Raw genomic sequence first — 15,847 nt, forward strand, 5'->3', positions numbered from 1 at the left:
GCCTACAACTTTGCTAGAGTTGAATCTCTAAATGCCCGTATGGGCGCACATGTACATCGAAATCAAAATCGGATTTACCAAATAAAACACGTCGTATTAAAACGTTTGAAGCTAAATCTTTTAAGATATTGCGTAAACCTTTTACATATTCTTCTTCCCTGTCATAATGCATCGGTTGTCCGCGGTATTTTCCTGATTTATAAACTGCTGGTTCCCCGTGAAAATCCATTTTTTCACGGATGGTATTATCAAACCATTCATTAATACCTTTTATAATTTTATATTCATTTTTTTGATCACGTGAAGCTGCTCCACCCTGAACAAAATCATATAACTTATCGACCTGTACCTTTAATAGTTTATGCATACGGTGAACACGTTCTACATCGTCATACATCTCAATCAAATCGTCGAAGGTGACATCTTTTTGCGGGTTATGAAGCTTTAATAAATAGATATGTTGTTTAAGGTGGTTACGTTGAGCTTGTTCAAAGAATGCGTTGTTAGATTCAGACAAGCCTTGAATAACCATTGCGAAAACCTCTGCTACTTTATCAACTGGTCCCCGCAGAATGTTTATATTTTTGGTATGAGGATTAGATGGATCAATGTAATAAACGGAGCTTGAGGGAATCTTATGTGCTTGTACCAATTTAAATACTTTTTGACATAAATCATTACTGGGTTCAATAACAGTGACACCATTTAAAAATGTTCCTTTTACTTCTTCTGTATCATAATCATTCTTTTTATACGCAGTTTCAAACTTATTTATGAAACGCACCATCCAGTGTAAATCTTGATTTATCATAGGAATAATTAAACTTGATGTTTTACCAGAACCAATTGGACCAATAATGATACCATTTAACGTCCTATCTTTCCCCTTAATTCGGACCATTTCTTTATGCTCAATATGCGGTCCAATTTCTACATCAGGATATATTTGTTCTTCTTGGTTATTAAACCATTTTTGTAACTTGTGATTTTTATATTGGTATTTTTGTACCCACTTTAATATTTCTTCTCTGTAACGGATAATATGGCCACTATACCAAAGTGTAAATAAAATCATGAATACTGAAGGGAAAAACACAAAAATCATAGTGAGTGTGTGAAAATTCCCTGTTAAAACATGACCTAAGGCCTCATACTCACCAAAATTTAAATGATTTGATTTATCCGTAAGATATGGAATAACCTTTGCATGGATTGGAGCAGTTGCAAACCATAAAAATTGAATATCAACTGCAATATGAGAGACAATCAAAATTATTAATTTCCCATTTTTCACATGCAAAGCAGGAATACGGCTATAAAACCTAAAGCTGAATTCTCCTAATAGTAAAGAGAAGAACATCAAAATAAGCGGTACATATGTAATTTCTATAGGATAAGACGGTGGTTCAAATGCATAGTAGAGTAACTTGATGTAGTTTACTAAACCGAATCCAAACGAAAGAATAAATACGCTAATTAAGCCGATTGTAGTAAATAAAGGTAATCGTTTTTTAAATGTCTCCATATAGGCTCACCGACCTCTTACAGATATAATTGAGCTTTATGATGGAATGTGAAGCGATTAGTGAATTCTGGTTGAAATAGTTCCTTTGATTTTTCTAAAAAGAATTTCGCTGCATCTTCAGTTTGTTTTAAATATAAATCAATACTATCTCTTTCACAGAGTTGGTTATATTCTTCCTGAGAAAGTACCGCAATATTTACTTCTATCTTTTTATTTGTTGCCGTCTCAATGATTACATCATACCAATAGTAATTCGGTTTACCTGGGATTTGGATATCTTGTAGAGAAACACTAAACGTTGCCCCCTCTTCTGTCATATGTTTTAGGACAAGTTCTGGATTTGTAAATGCTTCTCTTGCAGAGAGCACTCCTCCATTCGTTGTTGATGCAAATTGTAAATTCATTATCATTTTCCACCTTTCTCCATATAAAAAAAGACAAGCGACACCCACTGTAAAAACAGCGTGTGTCGCTTGCCTTAATTTCATATGTTCTGATTTGATTGTAGTTTTTATCATATGTTCAATGGCTATTCTAACACCTTAAAAAATAGAAATCAATAAAATTGTATAGAAGTATATAAAAAACAATGGATTAATATAATTCTACAAGTTTACGTCTTTTTGGATGAATGTTATTTGCAGTACGTGCCATGATCTGTTCATTAGCGTCTATAGTGACACTCTCATTTTGTAAGGATAGTAGTAGTACGTTGTTATAAGTGTTCATTAAAAGTATATCTCTAGGTTTCTCACGTTTCGGATAAATAACAACAAGTGGAACGCCTTCGTCCCCTTCTTTTCTTGAAAATACGACATCGTCTAGTCTAGCAATCATCCTGTAATCATTTTCATTTCCGAAAATAAAGAAGAAATCTTGGATCACATCTTTATCTCTCCTATACGTTCGTCGAAGTCCTCCATCTATTGGTTCTTTGAACGTTTGAACCTTTTCAACAAATGCGTAACGCCAATCGGCATCTCCTACTGTTCGTTGAGATAAAGATAAAAGAATATCTTGTTCGAAGTTTTGATTATCATCTTTTCCAAGGATGATATCTGAAATAACATCTCCAGCATTTTTAAGTGAGCAGACGTGTACATGTAGATTGGTTTGATTCATTAAAGTTTCATGATATTTCCGCATAGAAAATAATAGATTTTTCATCCTCACGTATGGTGGTTCAGCATCTTCTGCAAGAAACATAGTTTTGTCGTACATAACAAAAACAACGGTTATATTCTCATTCGTTTTTTGTGAGGATTCTATGTACTTACCTACTTTTTCAACTAAGGTAGTATTTGTTTCTTTACACATATCCATCTCGATATAGATATTTTTACCTTGATATGAAATATGTTCATCAGGAATCAAAGGCAACTGGTCATCCTCAATTTTCATATTTTGTTTCTGGTAAAAGGAACGAATATCCATTTTATATAATAATTCATTGGTTTGAGTTTTCTTTGTAGTCGCTAGAAGAGTACGCATAATGACTTCGCGTGAACATACTGTGTGAAAAGAAGTAGCTCGTGAGTACCTTCTTTTGGAACTTTTTTTGGGAATTCTCCCTATCCCCATTAAAAATTCAATTGTTTTTTCTTTTAAGGAAAATAAGGCACGTTTCGTAATGCTGTCATCCCTTTTATCTATTTTTTTAGTTAGCATAGCCCCGTATTGTGAGTATCGGTCAAGTTTTGTAAATATGCTAGCTTCAGAACATTCTCTTCCTTCAAATGCACTATATAACATTGTGATTTGTCGTGTTGTAAGAGCTCTTTTGTAATATAAAACTGTTAACATAAAAACGTCTGCTTCTTTTAAGTGAAAATGTTTTTTGGTACCTGGTCGTTTATATTTATACACTTCTCCGGACAAAGTATACACCTCTTATATTGAATTAGACTTAAATTAAATAATTATCATTTTTAATATACTATTACATTGATATAGTGGTTGTAAAATAAGAAAACATGAATAAGAGGTTTTGCTATTCAGAGATACCCTATTTTGTACACCAGAGTTGGGGTGGTAACTACTATTATAAATCTATTAAAAATCATGGGTTTATATGGATCTATTAAATCTTTCATGTTGTTAGGCCGATATACTACTAGACATCTAACAATAGTTATAATGAAATTTTGTTATAAAAATAATGTTATGACGTCCTAACATTTATTAGATAGGAATAATAACATTTTGATTGATTACAATTATTCAAGAATTATAAAGAGGAGTTTTCTCTATATTTTTTTAGAGAATTTTTATCTTATTATACTTATTAATTCATTTAGACAAAATTTAATGAGTGTTTCTACATAATTGTTGGTACGTTAAAAATGTGTCTATATGTGCTTAACATGAAGGTTCCATTCACATGAAATTAATTAGTTGTTAATTTTATGTGAAGTTCTAATTGCTATCATTATTCGTACTAAATTAATAAAACTTTTAGTGTAATGTAAGTATCACTTTGATGTTAATAAGATAAGGATTTTCTGTTAATAATCCAATTTACATAAAGGTTTCTTTTTTCATAGCAGTGATGCATTTTTTTAGCATAATCCTATTAGAATGTCTTAGTTTAAGAGATTATTTACAGGGGTTTTAAGAACTATTGCATCAGTCATCTTAACCTTTGATCCCCTTTTTAACATGTTAATTATAATTTGAGATGATCTCTGTTGTTCATATGAAATTAACAGCCGCTCCTAATGGCCTTCTAAGAATGACTGAAATTGACAAGGAATTGAATTTTAATGAGGCACAGAGTAAATTTTTTCTGTCAACAGATACATTCACGTGAACTAACAAGTAATAGGTAAAGAACAGTGCATTAACATAACATTAACAATTGTCATCCTTATAAGAGATAAATCCCTTCAAAACAACTAAGTAATAAAAAAACTTTATGAAATCTTCTTAGTAACATATATACGCAAGTATGATATCGATTGTTTGAATATTGAATATTTCACACGTGATTTATATAAGTTGTATAAATAAGGTTTATATATAAACCTTATATGAGAAGTTTACAAAAAAATAATAGCATATTACGTTGTAAATAAAAATTTATTTATCCTTGTTATAAAGGTGTTTGTATATACAACTTATATATAGGGCTTATATATAAGTTGTATATTGTTAATTGTGAGTTTCATGTTAATAAAAATGAGCGATTTTTCCTGTGTTTTTATCAGTTTTTTTTATAGTATTTTATTACCCGCAATTAAAATGTAAATCACATGAAATTTAAGATTGATATAACATATATACACGTTATATATACGCTGTATATATAAACCCTTATAAAACATAGATTCTTTATGATTTAATCGATATAAGGCTTATATATAAGTCCTATATATAAGTTTTATTTATAATGACTTGATATACAACGTGTAATGATGTACTATGTTTCTAGGAATAATTAACCAATGCTTTAAGGGGGGGACAACTTGAACGAGGTTTTAAGTGAAAAATATCAAACAATCAAGTTTGCAGATGAAGTAGTAAACATGTTTGCTGATATACTTGAACAAGATGAGATACTCTACAGTGTATTTCTATACATAGGAAACGTAGTAAATAAACAATTTCAAGAGACAAAGTATATGAGAGGCATATCAATTAATGAAATAGTGGAAAATGTAGTTATTGATAGGAGAGTAAAGAAGAAAAAAGGTAAATCCTATTCATTAGAAGTTGAACGCACGAATATATCTAGACGTTCAGCAGAAATAAGTGTGAGTACGCTATCATCAATGTCTTTAATCTATGAAAAGACTATGCATCCATATAAATTTTTAATCTCAACTTATAGAGGGCAACAAGTACTTATTGAGTTAGGGAAAAGAAAAAAGGTAAATAAGGAGAGATAAAATAATGGCAAAAAACTTCTTGAAAAATGAAGTAGCAGTCAAAATGACAATGATTGGATTTGGTCAAGCTGGTACTAGAATGGTAGATAAATTTGCGGAATATACACATACAGATGGCACAGCAGTATATAATTGCTTAGCACTAAATAGTAATGATGGAGATCTAGCTGAATTAAAAAATGTACCAAAAAGTAATCAAGTTTCACTTAAATTAGGTGGTTTAGGTAAGAACCCTGAACGTGCGGTAAAAGTTCTTGATTCAAATGAGGAAGCAAAAGATAAATTAAAAGAATTTATTACTGAACGTGTAAGACCTTCTGATGAACTTGTTCTATTCTTTGCGGGTTTAGGTGGAGGAACAGGAACTTCTACAATCATTAAAGCTATTGAAGAATTTTCTGCTTTTCATAACAAACCAGTAATCAGACAAGAATTACAAAAAGTTGCGCAGCAATATCCAATGTCTGAGATCAAAGCAAATCAAGCAAAGTTTGCTAGAATTGCATTTGAAAATGCTATTGAGCGCAAGGATTTTATTAAAATGGGGATTGTTGTAACACTTCCCGTCCGAGCAGATGGGCCGGATGTATTACGACAAGTAAATAAATTTTCACAGGAGATTTGGAAATTAGCAAATGATAAATCCAAAGGTGTAGCCTTTGTAGTATTTGCTGATAACCAGCACTTCTACGATGAATTTAAGGGATTAAATGAAAATGAGAAAAAAGGTATCGCCAATTCACGGGATTATGCAAATCAACGCATTAGTGAAATTATTCATGAGCTAAATACCGCTGCCAATGGATCTGGTACATCTGTAATACTCGATTCTCAAGACTTTAAGCGTATTTTACTTGAGAAAACGGGCTGTTTAGTAATTAATAAGGTTTCACGTAATATGAACCAGATAGAAAATAGCCATGCAATTATCGAGATGTTCCAAGAATCATTAAGAGGTAGCTCTTTCCATCCCCCACTTGATTTGATGAAGAAGAATAACGATGGTTCTGTAGAAGCGTCAAAAGTACATCATTTTGGTATGCTTGCTATCTTAGATGAGCAAAAAAATATTAATGATTCCTTTATGGATGATGCTAAGGTAGAAGTTTCAAATAATCTACCAATAAACGGTACAGTTTTTAATGGATATTTGGTAAGTAAAAATGATTTCTTAGGAAGTGTATATACGTTCTATAAAACTGATGCATTACCATCGAGATTATCTAAAGGTTTAGTTGAAGAATTTAATGAGTTTAAAGAAAGACAAAGCCAAATTCAGTTTACTAAGTCTCAAATTAGTACTATCGAGAGTATTGATGAGGATGAGGATTTAGGCTTTGCATTTGGAGATTTTATCGATATGGGTAGTGACGAAGAAAATAATAATGCTGGAGCAAATGAAGAAGAAGATTTAGCAGATTTTCTAGATCCTGATAAGATGTTTGGTACTACAAAATAATAAAAAGTCTGGACTAAGCTCCAGACTTTTTTATTATTCCACAGAATTCATAAGAGATTTTATATAATCAATTATATTATCCTGTATATACTGTTCAATGAAGAGTTGTTTTTTACCCAAATCTTCCTCTTTTTTAAACCATCCTACCTTTCTAGTACGTTCCTCTTCAGCTTTACTATTCCACAGGCCTTCAGCCTGCTTTCTTAACTCCTGACGTGCCCTATGCTCAATAATGAAATTATCAAGTCTATCTTGGCGCTGACGTAATTTTATGGTTTCTGCATCTTCGGGTTGTGGTAACTGTTTAAGTATACTGTCTACCCTCTCTTCGTAACGAGACTCAATATGTTTTATTTTTTCTTCTAACTGTTTAGCTACCATTTTTTCAATGATTTCTGCAGTGGCCTGAAGGTTTAATTCAGTAGACACTTCATTTGATTGATTTTCTGGTGATACAGGTCTTAAATCGAATTGGTGTGGTAATAGATCAATAATTGCATCTAAAGACCATTTCTCATCCCTTTTTTGCTTAATAAATAGAGCAATTTCAAGATCTAATGTATTATAAAGTTTTTCATTTGTATTTTGGGTTCTTAACGTTTCGTGGAGCCCTTTTTCCTCTAAAATATTGAACCAATTATAAACAGTATTGTGATGACGTCCAACTAGTTTAGAGAATTCAGTTATTCGCCATGCCTTTTCAAAAATATTATCATCTAATATGTCATCATCGTTAATTTGATGGTCATGTGATTCGCTTTTTTGTTCAATCATTGTAACAACCTCCTTAAAAATCAGCTCATGAACACTCAATTTGAAATTAACATGTGGACTGAAATTAACATGTTAGGTAGTATTTCGCTAATATGTATGCAAATCCCTATGCATTCAGTAACTCACATGAAATATAAAATTAACATGTAATCAAATGTTTGTTAACAGAACATTACCTATCTAAATAGAATACGCTGGACTTGTTGATACTATTGTCCCCCTAAAGTATATAAATGGCAATGTTCTATCAATGGATAACACTATCTTTTATGTTAGCAAGATTACTGATAGTTGCCATGAGATTAACAAAATACGTTACTTAATACTAATGATAAGGAAATATAGGTATTTTGTAAACAAGTTATGAGGAGATAATCAATGATAGTGCGGAAAAATCAACTAATGTAAGCTAGGGAATTTAAATCATAATGTATAATAGCTAGAAAAAAAGGTAATAATATAACCAAATTAGCAGTATTTTATGAGGACAAATATTGCTAGGAATATAGGATTAAAATTAATGTGAATCGACTTTAAGGTTTAATGCCTACTCTATGTCACGATCAATAGGATATTTACGTGTATTTTAATAGTGTATGGAATATTTGAGATAGATTTAGGTCACCGTGTTAACACTCGCGATTTTCAAACAATCACAAGCTGTCATTTATTTAATTTTCAACAAGACAGCTGTTGTTAAGGGTTGAAATCACTCATTTTGGATGAAATTTCACCCCTACTGACATTAACATGATATGTGAGATTGACATAGAAAGGATTTTTGGTGGATAAATATCAATGTCTTGTCAACTAAACTATCATTAGCTATCGTTGTATTGGTGATGTTCTTATTTATATAGGATCACATATAAGAAAGACTCTTTCAAATTAACCGAATAAGTCTTTTAACACCTCTGTAATAACACTTAATTTAGCGGATGAACTAACATATAATTAATTATTGACTGATTCTGTTACAAATAGCTAAACTTCTATTATTAACATGAGATTGATATTCAAACATATTACTATAGTGTATTGTCAATTTCATGTTAACCAAAAGGATAAAATGTAAATACGGTAGTTGTATATAGGTTATTGATAAATTGAACTTTTTACATGGTTAGAAGTGTTATATCTTGTTAGTAATTAATTTATTAGAAGATCAAGTTACAGAATTAATAGCTATTAGCAATACCCTATTATAAACTGTTTTTAATAGGGTTATTAATGAGTATTTATACTTATTGCATTATAGGTGTTGATATAAAATTAACACGTTACTTTAAGTTTTGGTATGATATGTCAATGTCATTCGATATGTCAATGTGAGTGCGTGTTGTGAAGAGGTTGTTTCTTATTCATATAACATCGATAACAGAGATAATGTAGCTTTGAGAGTTCAATTGTATATAAACATTATGGTATTTTGTAGAAAAGCTTCGGTGCTCTTAAAGTGCTTATTTAAATATAAGTAGTACGCTATAAGGCTTGATTTACATGTAAAAGTTAGTTTAAACGAAAGTGGCGAGGATCTGAATGTATAATTCCTCAAATCTACACTTCCATCATTAACATGAGATTGATATTAAGAAAGCTTACTAGATCCTAATGTCAATTTCATGTTAACCAAAGGAATACGAGAATTGCATATAAAGTATTGATAGATGGAACTGTGTACATGATTAGAAGTTTTATATCTTGTGATAAGTATTTAAGTAATTAATAAATAAATTTATTAGAAGATCAAGTTACAGAATTGATAGCTATTAACAACGTTTCTATTAAAAAAGTGTTTTCCTATAGGGTTGTTAATAGATATTTATAGTTAATGCACCTAGTGTATTGATATGAAGTTAACATTTATTGTAGGTTTTATGATTACATGTCAATGTCAGTTGATATGTCAATGTGAGTGCGTGTTTCAAAGGGGGATTTTCTTATTCAAATGACGTCAATAATAGGTGTAATGTAGTTTTGAAAGTTCAACTGGTATATAAACATTATGGTATTTTGTACAAAAGCTCCAGCCTCTTGAAGTAATCATTTAAATAAGTAATACATTAAATGATTTGAATGACATGTGAAAGTTAGTTTAAATGAAAGTGACAAGGATCTGAATGTATAATTGCTTGATTTCGTGTGTATAATTAACATGTAAACAATGATTGGTTGAATCTGTTGCAAATATCTGCACTACTATTATTAACATAAAATTGAATTTAAATACTTTACTATATTCTATTGTTAACTTCATGTTAACCAAAAGGATAAAATGTTGATGTGATAGTTTATTAATAGATTGAGATTTGCATTTGATTAAAAGTTTTATATTTAGTTAATAAGTAATTAATTTATTAAATGTTTATATTACAGCATTAATAGCTATGAATAATATTACCGTTAAAACGTATTTTAAAATTATTAATGAGTATTTGTATTTATTGCATAAAACTGTTGATATAAAATCAACATTTCTTTTCGGTTTTCGATTGACATATCAATGTCAGTTGATGTGTCGATGTTAGTTCAGGTGCAAAATGGGTTTTTCTTGTTCATATGACATCAATAACAGTGATAATGGAGTTTCGAAAGTTGAATAATATATAAAGGTTATAGTGTTTTTTACGAAAGCTCCAGATCTCTTGGAGTAATCTTTTGAATATAGTGGTCTGTTAAGAGAATTTATAGAAATGTAATAGTTTTTCTACATGAAGATGATAAAAATCTAAATGTATATTGCTATTAACAGATGGTTATTTATAATTTTTCCTATTAAGAAGTGTATCTTATAAAATGTTAATGATATCTAATATATATACTTATTCTATTAAAATGTTGATATGAAATTAACAATTCTCCTTGGATTTTCCTTTACATATTAATGTCGGTTTATATATGAATGTGAGTGTACTTAATAAAATGGTTTTTTGTTTACATAATATTAATATGGGAGCGATTGTATGTTAAGTAGTTTTGAAAATTTAATCGTAAATAAAATTACGAGATTTTGTTATAATAATTGCATATTTCTAGTAAATAATCTTCTGTACATTGTATGATTCTAAAAATTGTTTGATTAATATAGAAGTTTGTGTAATTAACTGTATTTTTGAGTTTAGATACATGGAAGTATAGAGGAAGAGGAATAGTTATATGTGCACAAGGGTTCAATAAAGCTATTGACTTTTAAAAATTATAGCTTTAATCTTATGTGTGAATGACAATTATTCAAGATTAATATACAAATTAATAGATTTAATTTCTAGCTAAACGGACACACCGAAGGCACATAACCTGCCATTGGTGTGTCTTTTTTTGTATATATAACATTTGAGAGGGAGAATCCAGGCTATGAATGAAATTATAAAATTGAGTAAAAAGAGATTTACAAAGTATTGTGAGGATAATACAACATTTGAGGAAAGTATTAATCGAATGATTAATCATTACTTTTTGCAGTTAGGTAATAGAACGAATATCTTACAAGAAAGAGAATTTAATAACGAAGTTGAAGAACAAAAATTTAAAAATAATGTAAAACGTTTTGAAACTCTATTCCCAGCAGCAGCTAAAAATGCGTTTTTAAAAGGGTATCAACTTTGCCTAGAGTTTATACATCATCCTGAAACACAAATTCCAGACACTTTATATACTGATCCTAACTTTATAAAAGATATTCCTTTTGCCTTAGCAAATGCATCTGAATTTGAATTATACGAAATCATTCGAACAGATGAAACACAGGAGTTTTGTGTGTTTGCCGTACGAACATATGAGGGGATTCATCCATTACTAGAACAAGTATTCTGTGAAATCGCATTCGCTGGTGCTGAATGTGCTTTTGAACATGAGCGATTGGAAAAAGGTTTTGAATTAGAGAAAGGTGATATTACCTCGTTAACCAAAGCTCCTGTAGATCGTCTTTTTGCTATTACGCCTTCAATTAATGGAGTTGTTGTGCATGCAGAAGAGCATTGTGAGATCTGGAATCTAAATTGGAATAGTAAAGTAACAATTGACGACCCTTTTATTGAGGTTGCTGAGGTTACATTTATTTATCAAACAAAGGATATGATTCAAAAAAATATTGAAGATGGTGTTTTATACTACAGCATTCTTTATCTTGATACACCTTTACATGAGATACAGGATCGATTAGAGATACGAGTAAAAATAAATTCTGATTTTGGGGCTCCACGTCCAATGGAACAAGTTGAAATCGAGTATATTCTGAATGAGATTATTGGGAAGGTTCATCTTCAGGCACAGATTTCAATTGAAAATATGATTTTAATCCAACGTTAGAGTTTGTAGGAGGTTAACTATGTTGAAAAAAATTGTTTTAGCTATTAGTGATACTGTATATACAGCATATTTACGTGAGGATTTTACTGGTGCGGGATTTGAAGTAGCTGATAGTGATGTGATGCACATCAAGTATCTTGATGAAATTCTAGATATGGAACAACCCGATATTCTATGTATTAATGACAAACGATTAAATATTGATGCGGGACATGAAGAAAAACGTGAATTGATTATCTTACATAAACTAAGAGATATTCGCTTTAATCGGGATATTCGCATTGTGGTATTTACAGAGCGTGAAAATGATGATGAGTTTTTGGCGAAACTGATTTATCTAGGTATCTATGACATTTTTAACTCTCGTAAAATTGATATTGATAATAAGGTTATCCCACAGCTGCTGCAGGAATCGGATATTAAAAATGTAGCGGAGATTGTAGGAGCAAGTCAGGCCCCGAAACAAACGAAATTGCCTGAAGTTCCTGTTGATGAGGAAGAAGGAGAAGTATCAAGGGAATTAGAGGAAGATAGCAACAATGAATCTGCCTCTAATTCCAAACTATTTAAAAATAAACAAAAGCGTAAGCCCATTCAGGAGAAAACGCCAAAAGCACCAACTGTTAAAAAACAGTATAAATTGGCTTTTGAACCGGTATATGAGAAACAGATTGGTATTGCCATTCCAAGAAAAACAATTGTTGTGGCCAGTATGAATAGTAGAAGTGGTGCTACTTTTGTTTCACATCTTTTAGCTGCTTACTTAAATGAATTACAGATTGATGTGAATTATATAGAGAATCTTTATGATGATGGCTATACGTATCCGTTACTAAAGGGATATACGGAAGCACCAGAAAACTATCGTAGTGAATTTATGTTGCAGCGATATAAGGAGATGCTGCAGAAGGAATCTGATATATTATCAATTCCAAAATGGAAGCAAGGAAGAATAAATTATATCGTAAAGAACCCTATTATAGACCAAGAGTTAAAAAGTGAAACAGAACAGGACTTTGACCATTTTATTAAGGTTTTATTGGGTAACCAAGAAGCACCTATATCTATTATTGATGCGGGGTACGATTGGGATAAAGATTTATACCATGAAGTATGCGAAATGGCAGATTATATCTTCTTTGTAGCGGAACCAGATTTGCATCAATTGCTAAAAATAGCGCATCCTCTTACACAAAAAGAGAGAAAGCTCGTTTCTTACTTAGCTTTAGAGAAAACGAGAATCATTGGGAATAAGTTTTCTCCTGCACTTTTAAAGCATGAGGTAGTAGAGGAATGTTTTGGAGATAAGTTATTAACTGCTTTACTATCATATGAGATAGAAGATGTATTTGAATCTCAATTAAATAGTAGTACGTTGCTATCTAGTCGGAATTATTATAAAGAGCTAGAAGGAATACTGAAGGAAATAGCTGAGCTACTGCTACCAAATCAATTGTTGAATCAAAAGAAAAGTTCCATTTTAAGTGGGTTTCGATTTAGGAAGTCCGAAAATTAAGGAAGGATGAAGAGGGATGCAAAAATTTATTATAGGTGCGGCCTCACTACTATTATTTGTTGGCTGTTTATTCTTAATGACAGATATGATTATTGGAGATACAACACACACAGATAATAAGTCTGCACTAGAACGTGCTGGAAGTACAGCAATGGATAAGTCCGTAAAAGTAGGTGTTTTACGAGCGCAAGAAGAAGTTGCAATTGAACCAGAAATCGCAAAGAAAGAATTTGAGAAGTCTTATAAACAAAATGCAACATTTAAGGATCCGGCATCAAAACGAGAGTTTTCTGTACATGCTGTACAAGAACAACCTGCAATGATTGCGGTTGAAGGAGAAGCCGAGACTGCTAGTTATACTAAACAATTTGATGACAAAAAAGGCAGCATTAAAAGTAACGCAAAACACATATTTATTTATGAAGCAGATTCTGACAACAAGAAAGCTGGAGGAAACGTGAAATAAATAAGAAAAAGTAGGTGTGTAAGAAATGCAAAATACAGTAACAACAGCGCTTTTTCTAACGCTTTCTTTATTATTGATAACTCTTATACCAGAGGGTGTACTGTATGGAATGCAGTTAATAAAGGCACATGATTTTGCTTCTAGTACAGTAGAGTTAGCAGAACAAACAGGTGGTTTTCAGTACACATATGAAGGAAAAAACGTAAATCTAATTCCTGATATAGAGAAGAAAATGAAAGAGCAAAATATGGATGGATGGAAATATGAATATACAAAAGGGCGCGTAGATCATAATCAGCCATTGAATTTTAAGATAAAAGCCGAGCATCACTTCTTTATTTTTAAAATAATAGGGATAGATAGTGTGAAAGCACCAATATGGGCTAACAAAGATGGAATGGGACAAATCTATTTCCGCTGAAAATACCAATATGTATAAAAAGTGGTAAAAAACCATGCTGGAAAGTGTAGTTTTTTTGCTAGAAAAATATATTTGAAAATAAATATATAAAAATACTTTACAAGCCTATTTCCATATGGAACAGCGGTTATAAAAAACTTTAATTTATTAATTTATATGTTAAACTATCTGGATTTTATATTTAAATTCGGTACAATAAAGGAATCTATGAAAAAACTAATATATTTGGAGGAACTAACAATGGCAAACAAATTTTTAAAAACAGCAACAGCACTAACAATTATGGGAACATCACTATTAGGAGCGGGAGCATTTACAGCGAAAGCAGCTGATAACACAGATTCATTAAAGTTCAATGATGTTCCAACAAATCACTGGTCTACAAAAGCAATCTATGGTTTAGCAAACCGTAAGGTAGTAGCAGGATACGGAAATGGACAGTTTGGTTTTGGTGACAATGTAACTCGTGGGCAAGTGGCGCGTATGATTTATGCATATGTAAAACCAGCGGATGCAGATGCTAGCTTCAAAAACCCGTTTTCTGATATTAAAGGACATATGTTTGAAAAAGAAATCTTAGCACTTGCTAAAGAAGGTCTTGTTGCTGGTTATGGTGAAGGGAAATTTGGACCAGATGATATCTTAACTCGTGAACAAATGGCGCAAGTTCTTACAAATGCTTTTAAATTCAAAGCTACTAAAACAACATCATTTACTGACGTTGATAAAAACTCTTGGGCATATAATGCAATTAATGCATTAGAGGAAAATGGTGTTACAGCTGGTACAGGAAGTAATAAATATTCACCACAAATGCATGTAACTCGTGAACAATATAGCCAGTTCTTATATAACTCTATTAATGCAGTTGAAAAAGAAACAAAACCAGAAGTGAAGCCAGAGACAAAGCCAGAAACAAAGCCAGAAACAAAGCCAGAAACAAAGCCAGAAACAAAGCCAGAGACAAAACCAGAAACTAATTTACCAACGAATTTAGACAAAGTTTTAACTACAGATGATGTTATTTATAATCCAATTGCTATGGATAATCCAATTTCTCAAAAATCCATTTCTACAGAAGCACAAAACCTTATCAAGAGTGTAAATAGTAAATTTGGTACTAACCTTAAATATGCAGATTTAAATGGAACTATTAGAATACTTGATAAAAATATGTACTTGCCAGCAGGTACAATTGGTGCTCAAGTTTATATTGATGCAAATAATGAAAACGATTTTAAAATTATTTTCTTAGATAACAATGAAGCAACTATTGAGTTAACAAAAAAATGGGTTACTATGTTAAATTCTGATTTAGTTTTAGATAAAGAAATTCAGGAAAGCATAGATGCTCAATCAATTAATAACTATGAAAAAGGTAAATATAAAATTCGTGTAGGTCATTCTACAGCAGATCATATGATATATGTAGAAGTAGAACCTAAATAATCATTTAGTATTTACAGGTTGAGTTTAATATTGTATAATTAT

At 31.1% G+C, this 15,847-nt stretch carries 11 protein-coding genes; 7 read left to right on the plus strand and 4 right to left on the minus strand.

Annotated elements, in window-relative coordinates; genetic code table 11:
• Positions 1-13: 13 nt before the first annotated feature.
• From ACUN28_RS28445 to ACUN28_RS28455, 3 genes are all read right to left on the minus strand, one after another.
• Positions 14-1,525: a hypothetical protein gene (locus ACUN28_RS28445; RefSeq protein ID WP_016089813.1), complete on the minus strand. Its 1,512-nt coding sequence runs from the start codon at positions 1,523-1,525 to the stop codon at positions 14-16.
• 17 nt (positions 1,526-1,542) lie between these two features.
• Positions 1,543-1,929, minus strand: coding sequence for a hypothetical protein (locus ACUN28_RS28450; RefSeq protein ID WP_016089812.1), 387 nt, complete (start codon positions 1,927-1,929; stop codon positions 1,543-1,545).
• A 190-nt stretch (positions 1,930-2,119) separates the two neighbouring features.
• The gene (locus ACUN28_RS28455; protein ID WP_016089811.1) at positions 2,120-3,403 is read right to left on the minus strand and encodes a replication-relaxation family protein; all 1,284 of its coding nucleotides are present in this window, start codon (positions 3,401-3,403) and stop codon (positions 2,120-2,122) included.
• Positions 3,404-4,989: 1,586 nt separating this feature from the next.
• Here ACUN28_RS28455 and ACUN28_RS28460 point away from each other — a divergent pair.
• Positions 4,990-5,412 carry a hypothetical protein gene (locus ACUN28_RS28460; protein ID WP_016089810.1) on the plus strand — a complete coding sequence of 141 codons (423 nt, stop codon included), beginning with the start codon at positions 4,990-4,992 and terminating at the stop codon, positions 5,410-5,412.
• 4 nt (positions 5,413-5,416) lie between these two features.
• Positions 5,417-6,871, plus strand: coding sequence for a hypothetical protein (locus tag ACUN28_RS28465; RefSeq protein ID WP_016089809.1), 1,455 nt, complete (start codon positions 5,417-5,419; stop codon positions 6,869-6,871).
• Between the two features lie 33 nt (positions 6,872-6,904).
• On the opposite strand, the gene ACUN28_RS28470 is transcribed toward ACUN28_RS28465, so the two are convergent.
• Positions 6,905-7,645, minus strand: coding sequence for a hypothetical protein (locus tag ACUN28_RS28470; RefSeq protein ID WP_016089808.1), 741 nt, complete (start codon positions 7,643-7,645; stop codon positions 6,905-6,907).
• 3,354 nt (positions 7,646-10,999) lie between these two features.
• Between ACUN28_RS28470 and ACUN28_RS28475 the strand changes: the two genes are divergently transcribed.
• The 5 genes from ACUN28_RS28475 to ACUN28_RS28495 all read left to right on the plus strand — a co-directional run bounded on the left by ACUN28_RS28475 (position 11,000) and on the right by ACUN28_RS28495 (position 15,805).
• Positions 11,000-11,953, plus strand: a complete 954-nt coding sequence (locus ACUN28_RS28475; protein WP_016089807.1) for a hypothetical protein — start codon at positions 11,000-11,002, stop codon at positions 11,951-11,953.
• Between the two features lie 19 nt (positions 11,954-11,972).
• Entirely contained in the window at positions 11,973-13,469 is a 1,497-nt protein-coding gene (locus ACUN28_RS28480) for a hypothetical protein (protein ID WP_016089806.1), read from the plus strand.
• A gap of 16 nt (positions 13,470-13,485) precedes the next feature.
• Positions 13,486-13,935, plus strand: a complete 450-nt coding sequence (locus ACUN28_RS28485) for a hypothetical protein (RefSeq protein ID WP_016089805.1) — start codon at positions 13,486-13,488, stop codon at positions 13,933-13,935.
• Positions 13,936-13,960: 25 nt separating this feature from the next.
• Positions 13,961-14,356 carry a DUF4320 family protein gene (locus tag ACUN28_RS28490; protein ID WP_016089804.1) on the plus strand — a complete coding sequence of 132 codons (396 nt, stop codon included), beginning with the start codon at positions 13,961-13,963 and terminating at the stop codon, positions 14,354-14,356.
• A gap of 240 nt (positions 14,357-14,596) precedes the next feature.
• Positions 14,597-15,805: an S-layer homology domain-containing protein gene (locus ACUN28_RS28495; RefSeq protein WP_445423453.1), complete on the plus strand. Its 1,209-nt coding sequence runs from the start codon at positions 14,597-14,599 to the stop codon at positions 15,803-15,805.
• Positions 15,806-15,847: the final 42 nt, after the last annotated feature.

Source organism: Bacillus sp. WC2507, from assembly GCF_052656125.1.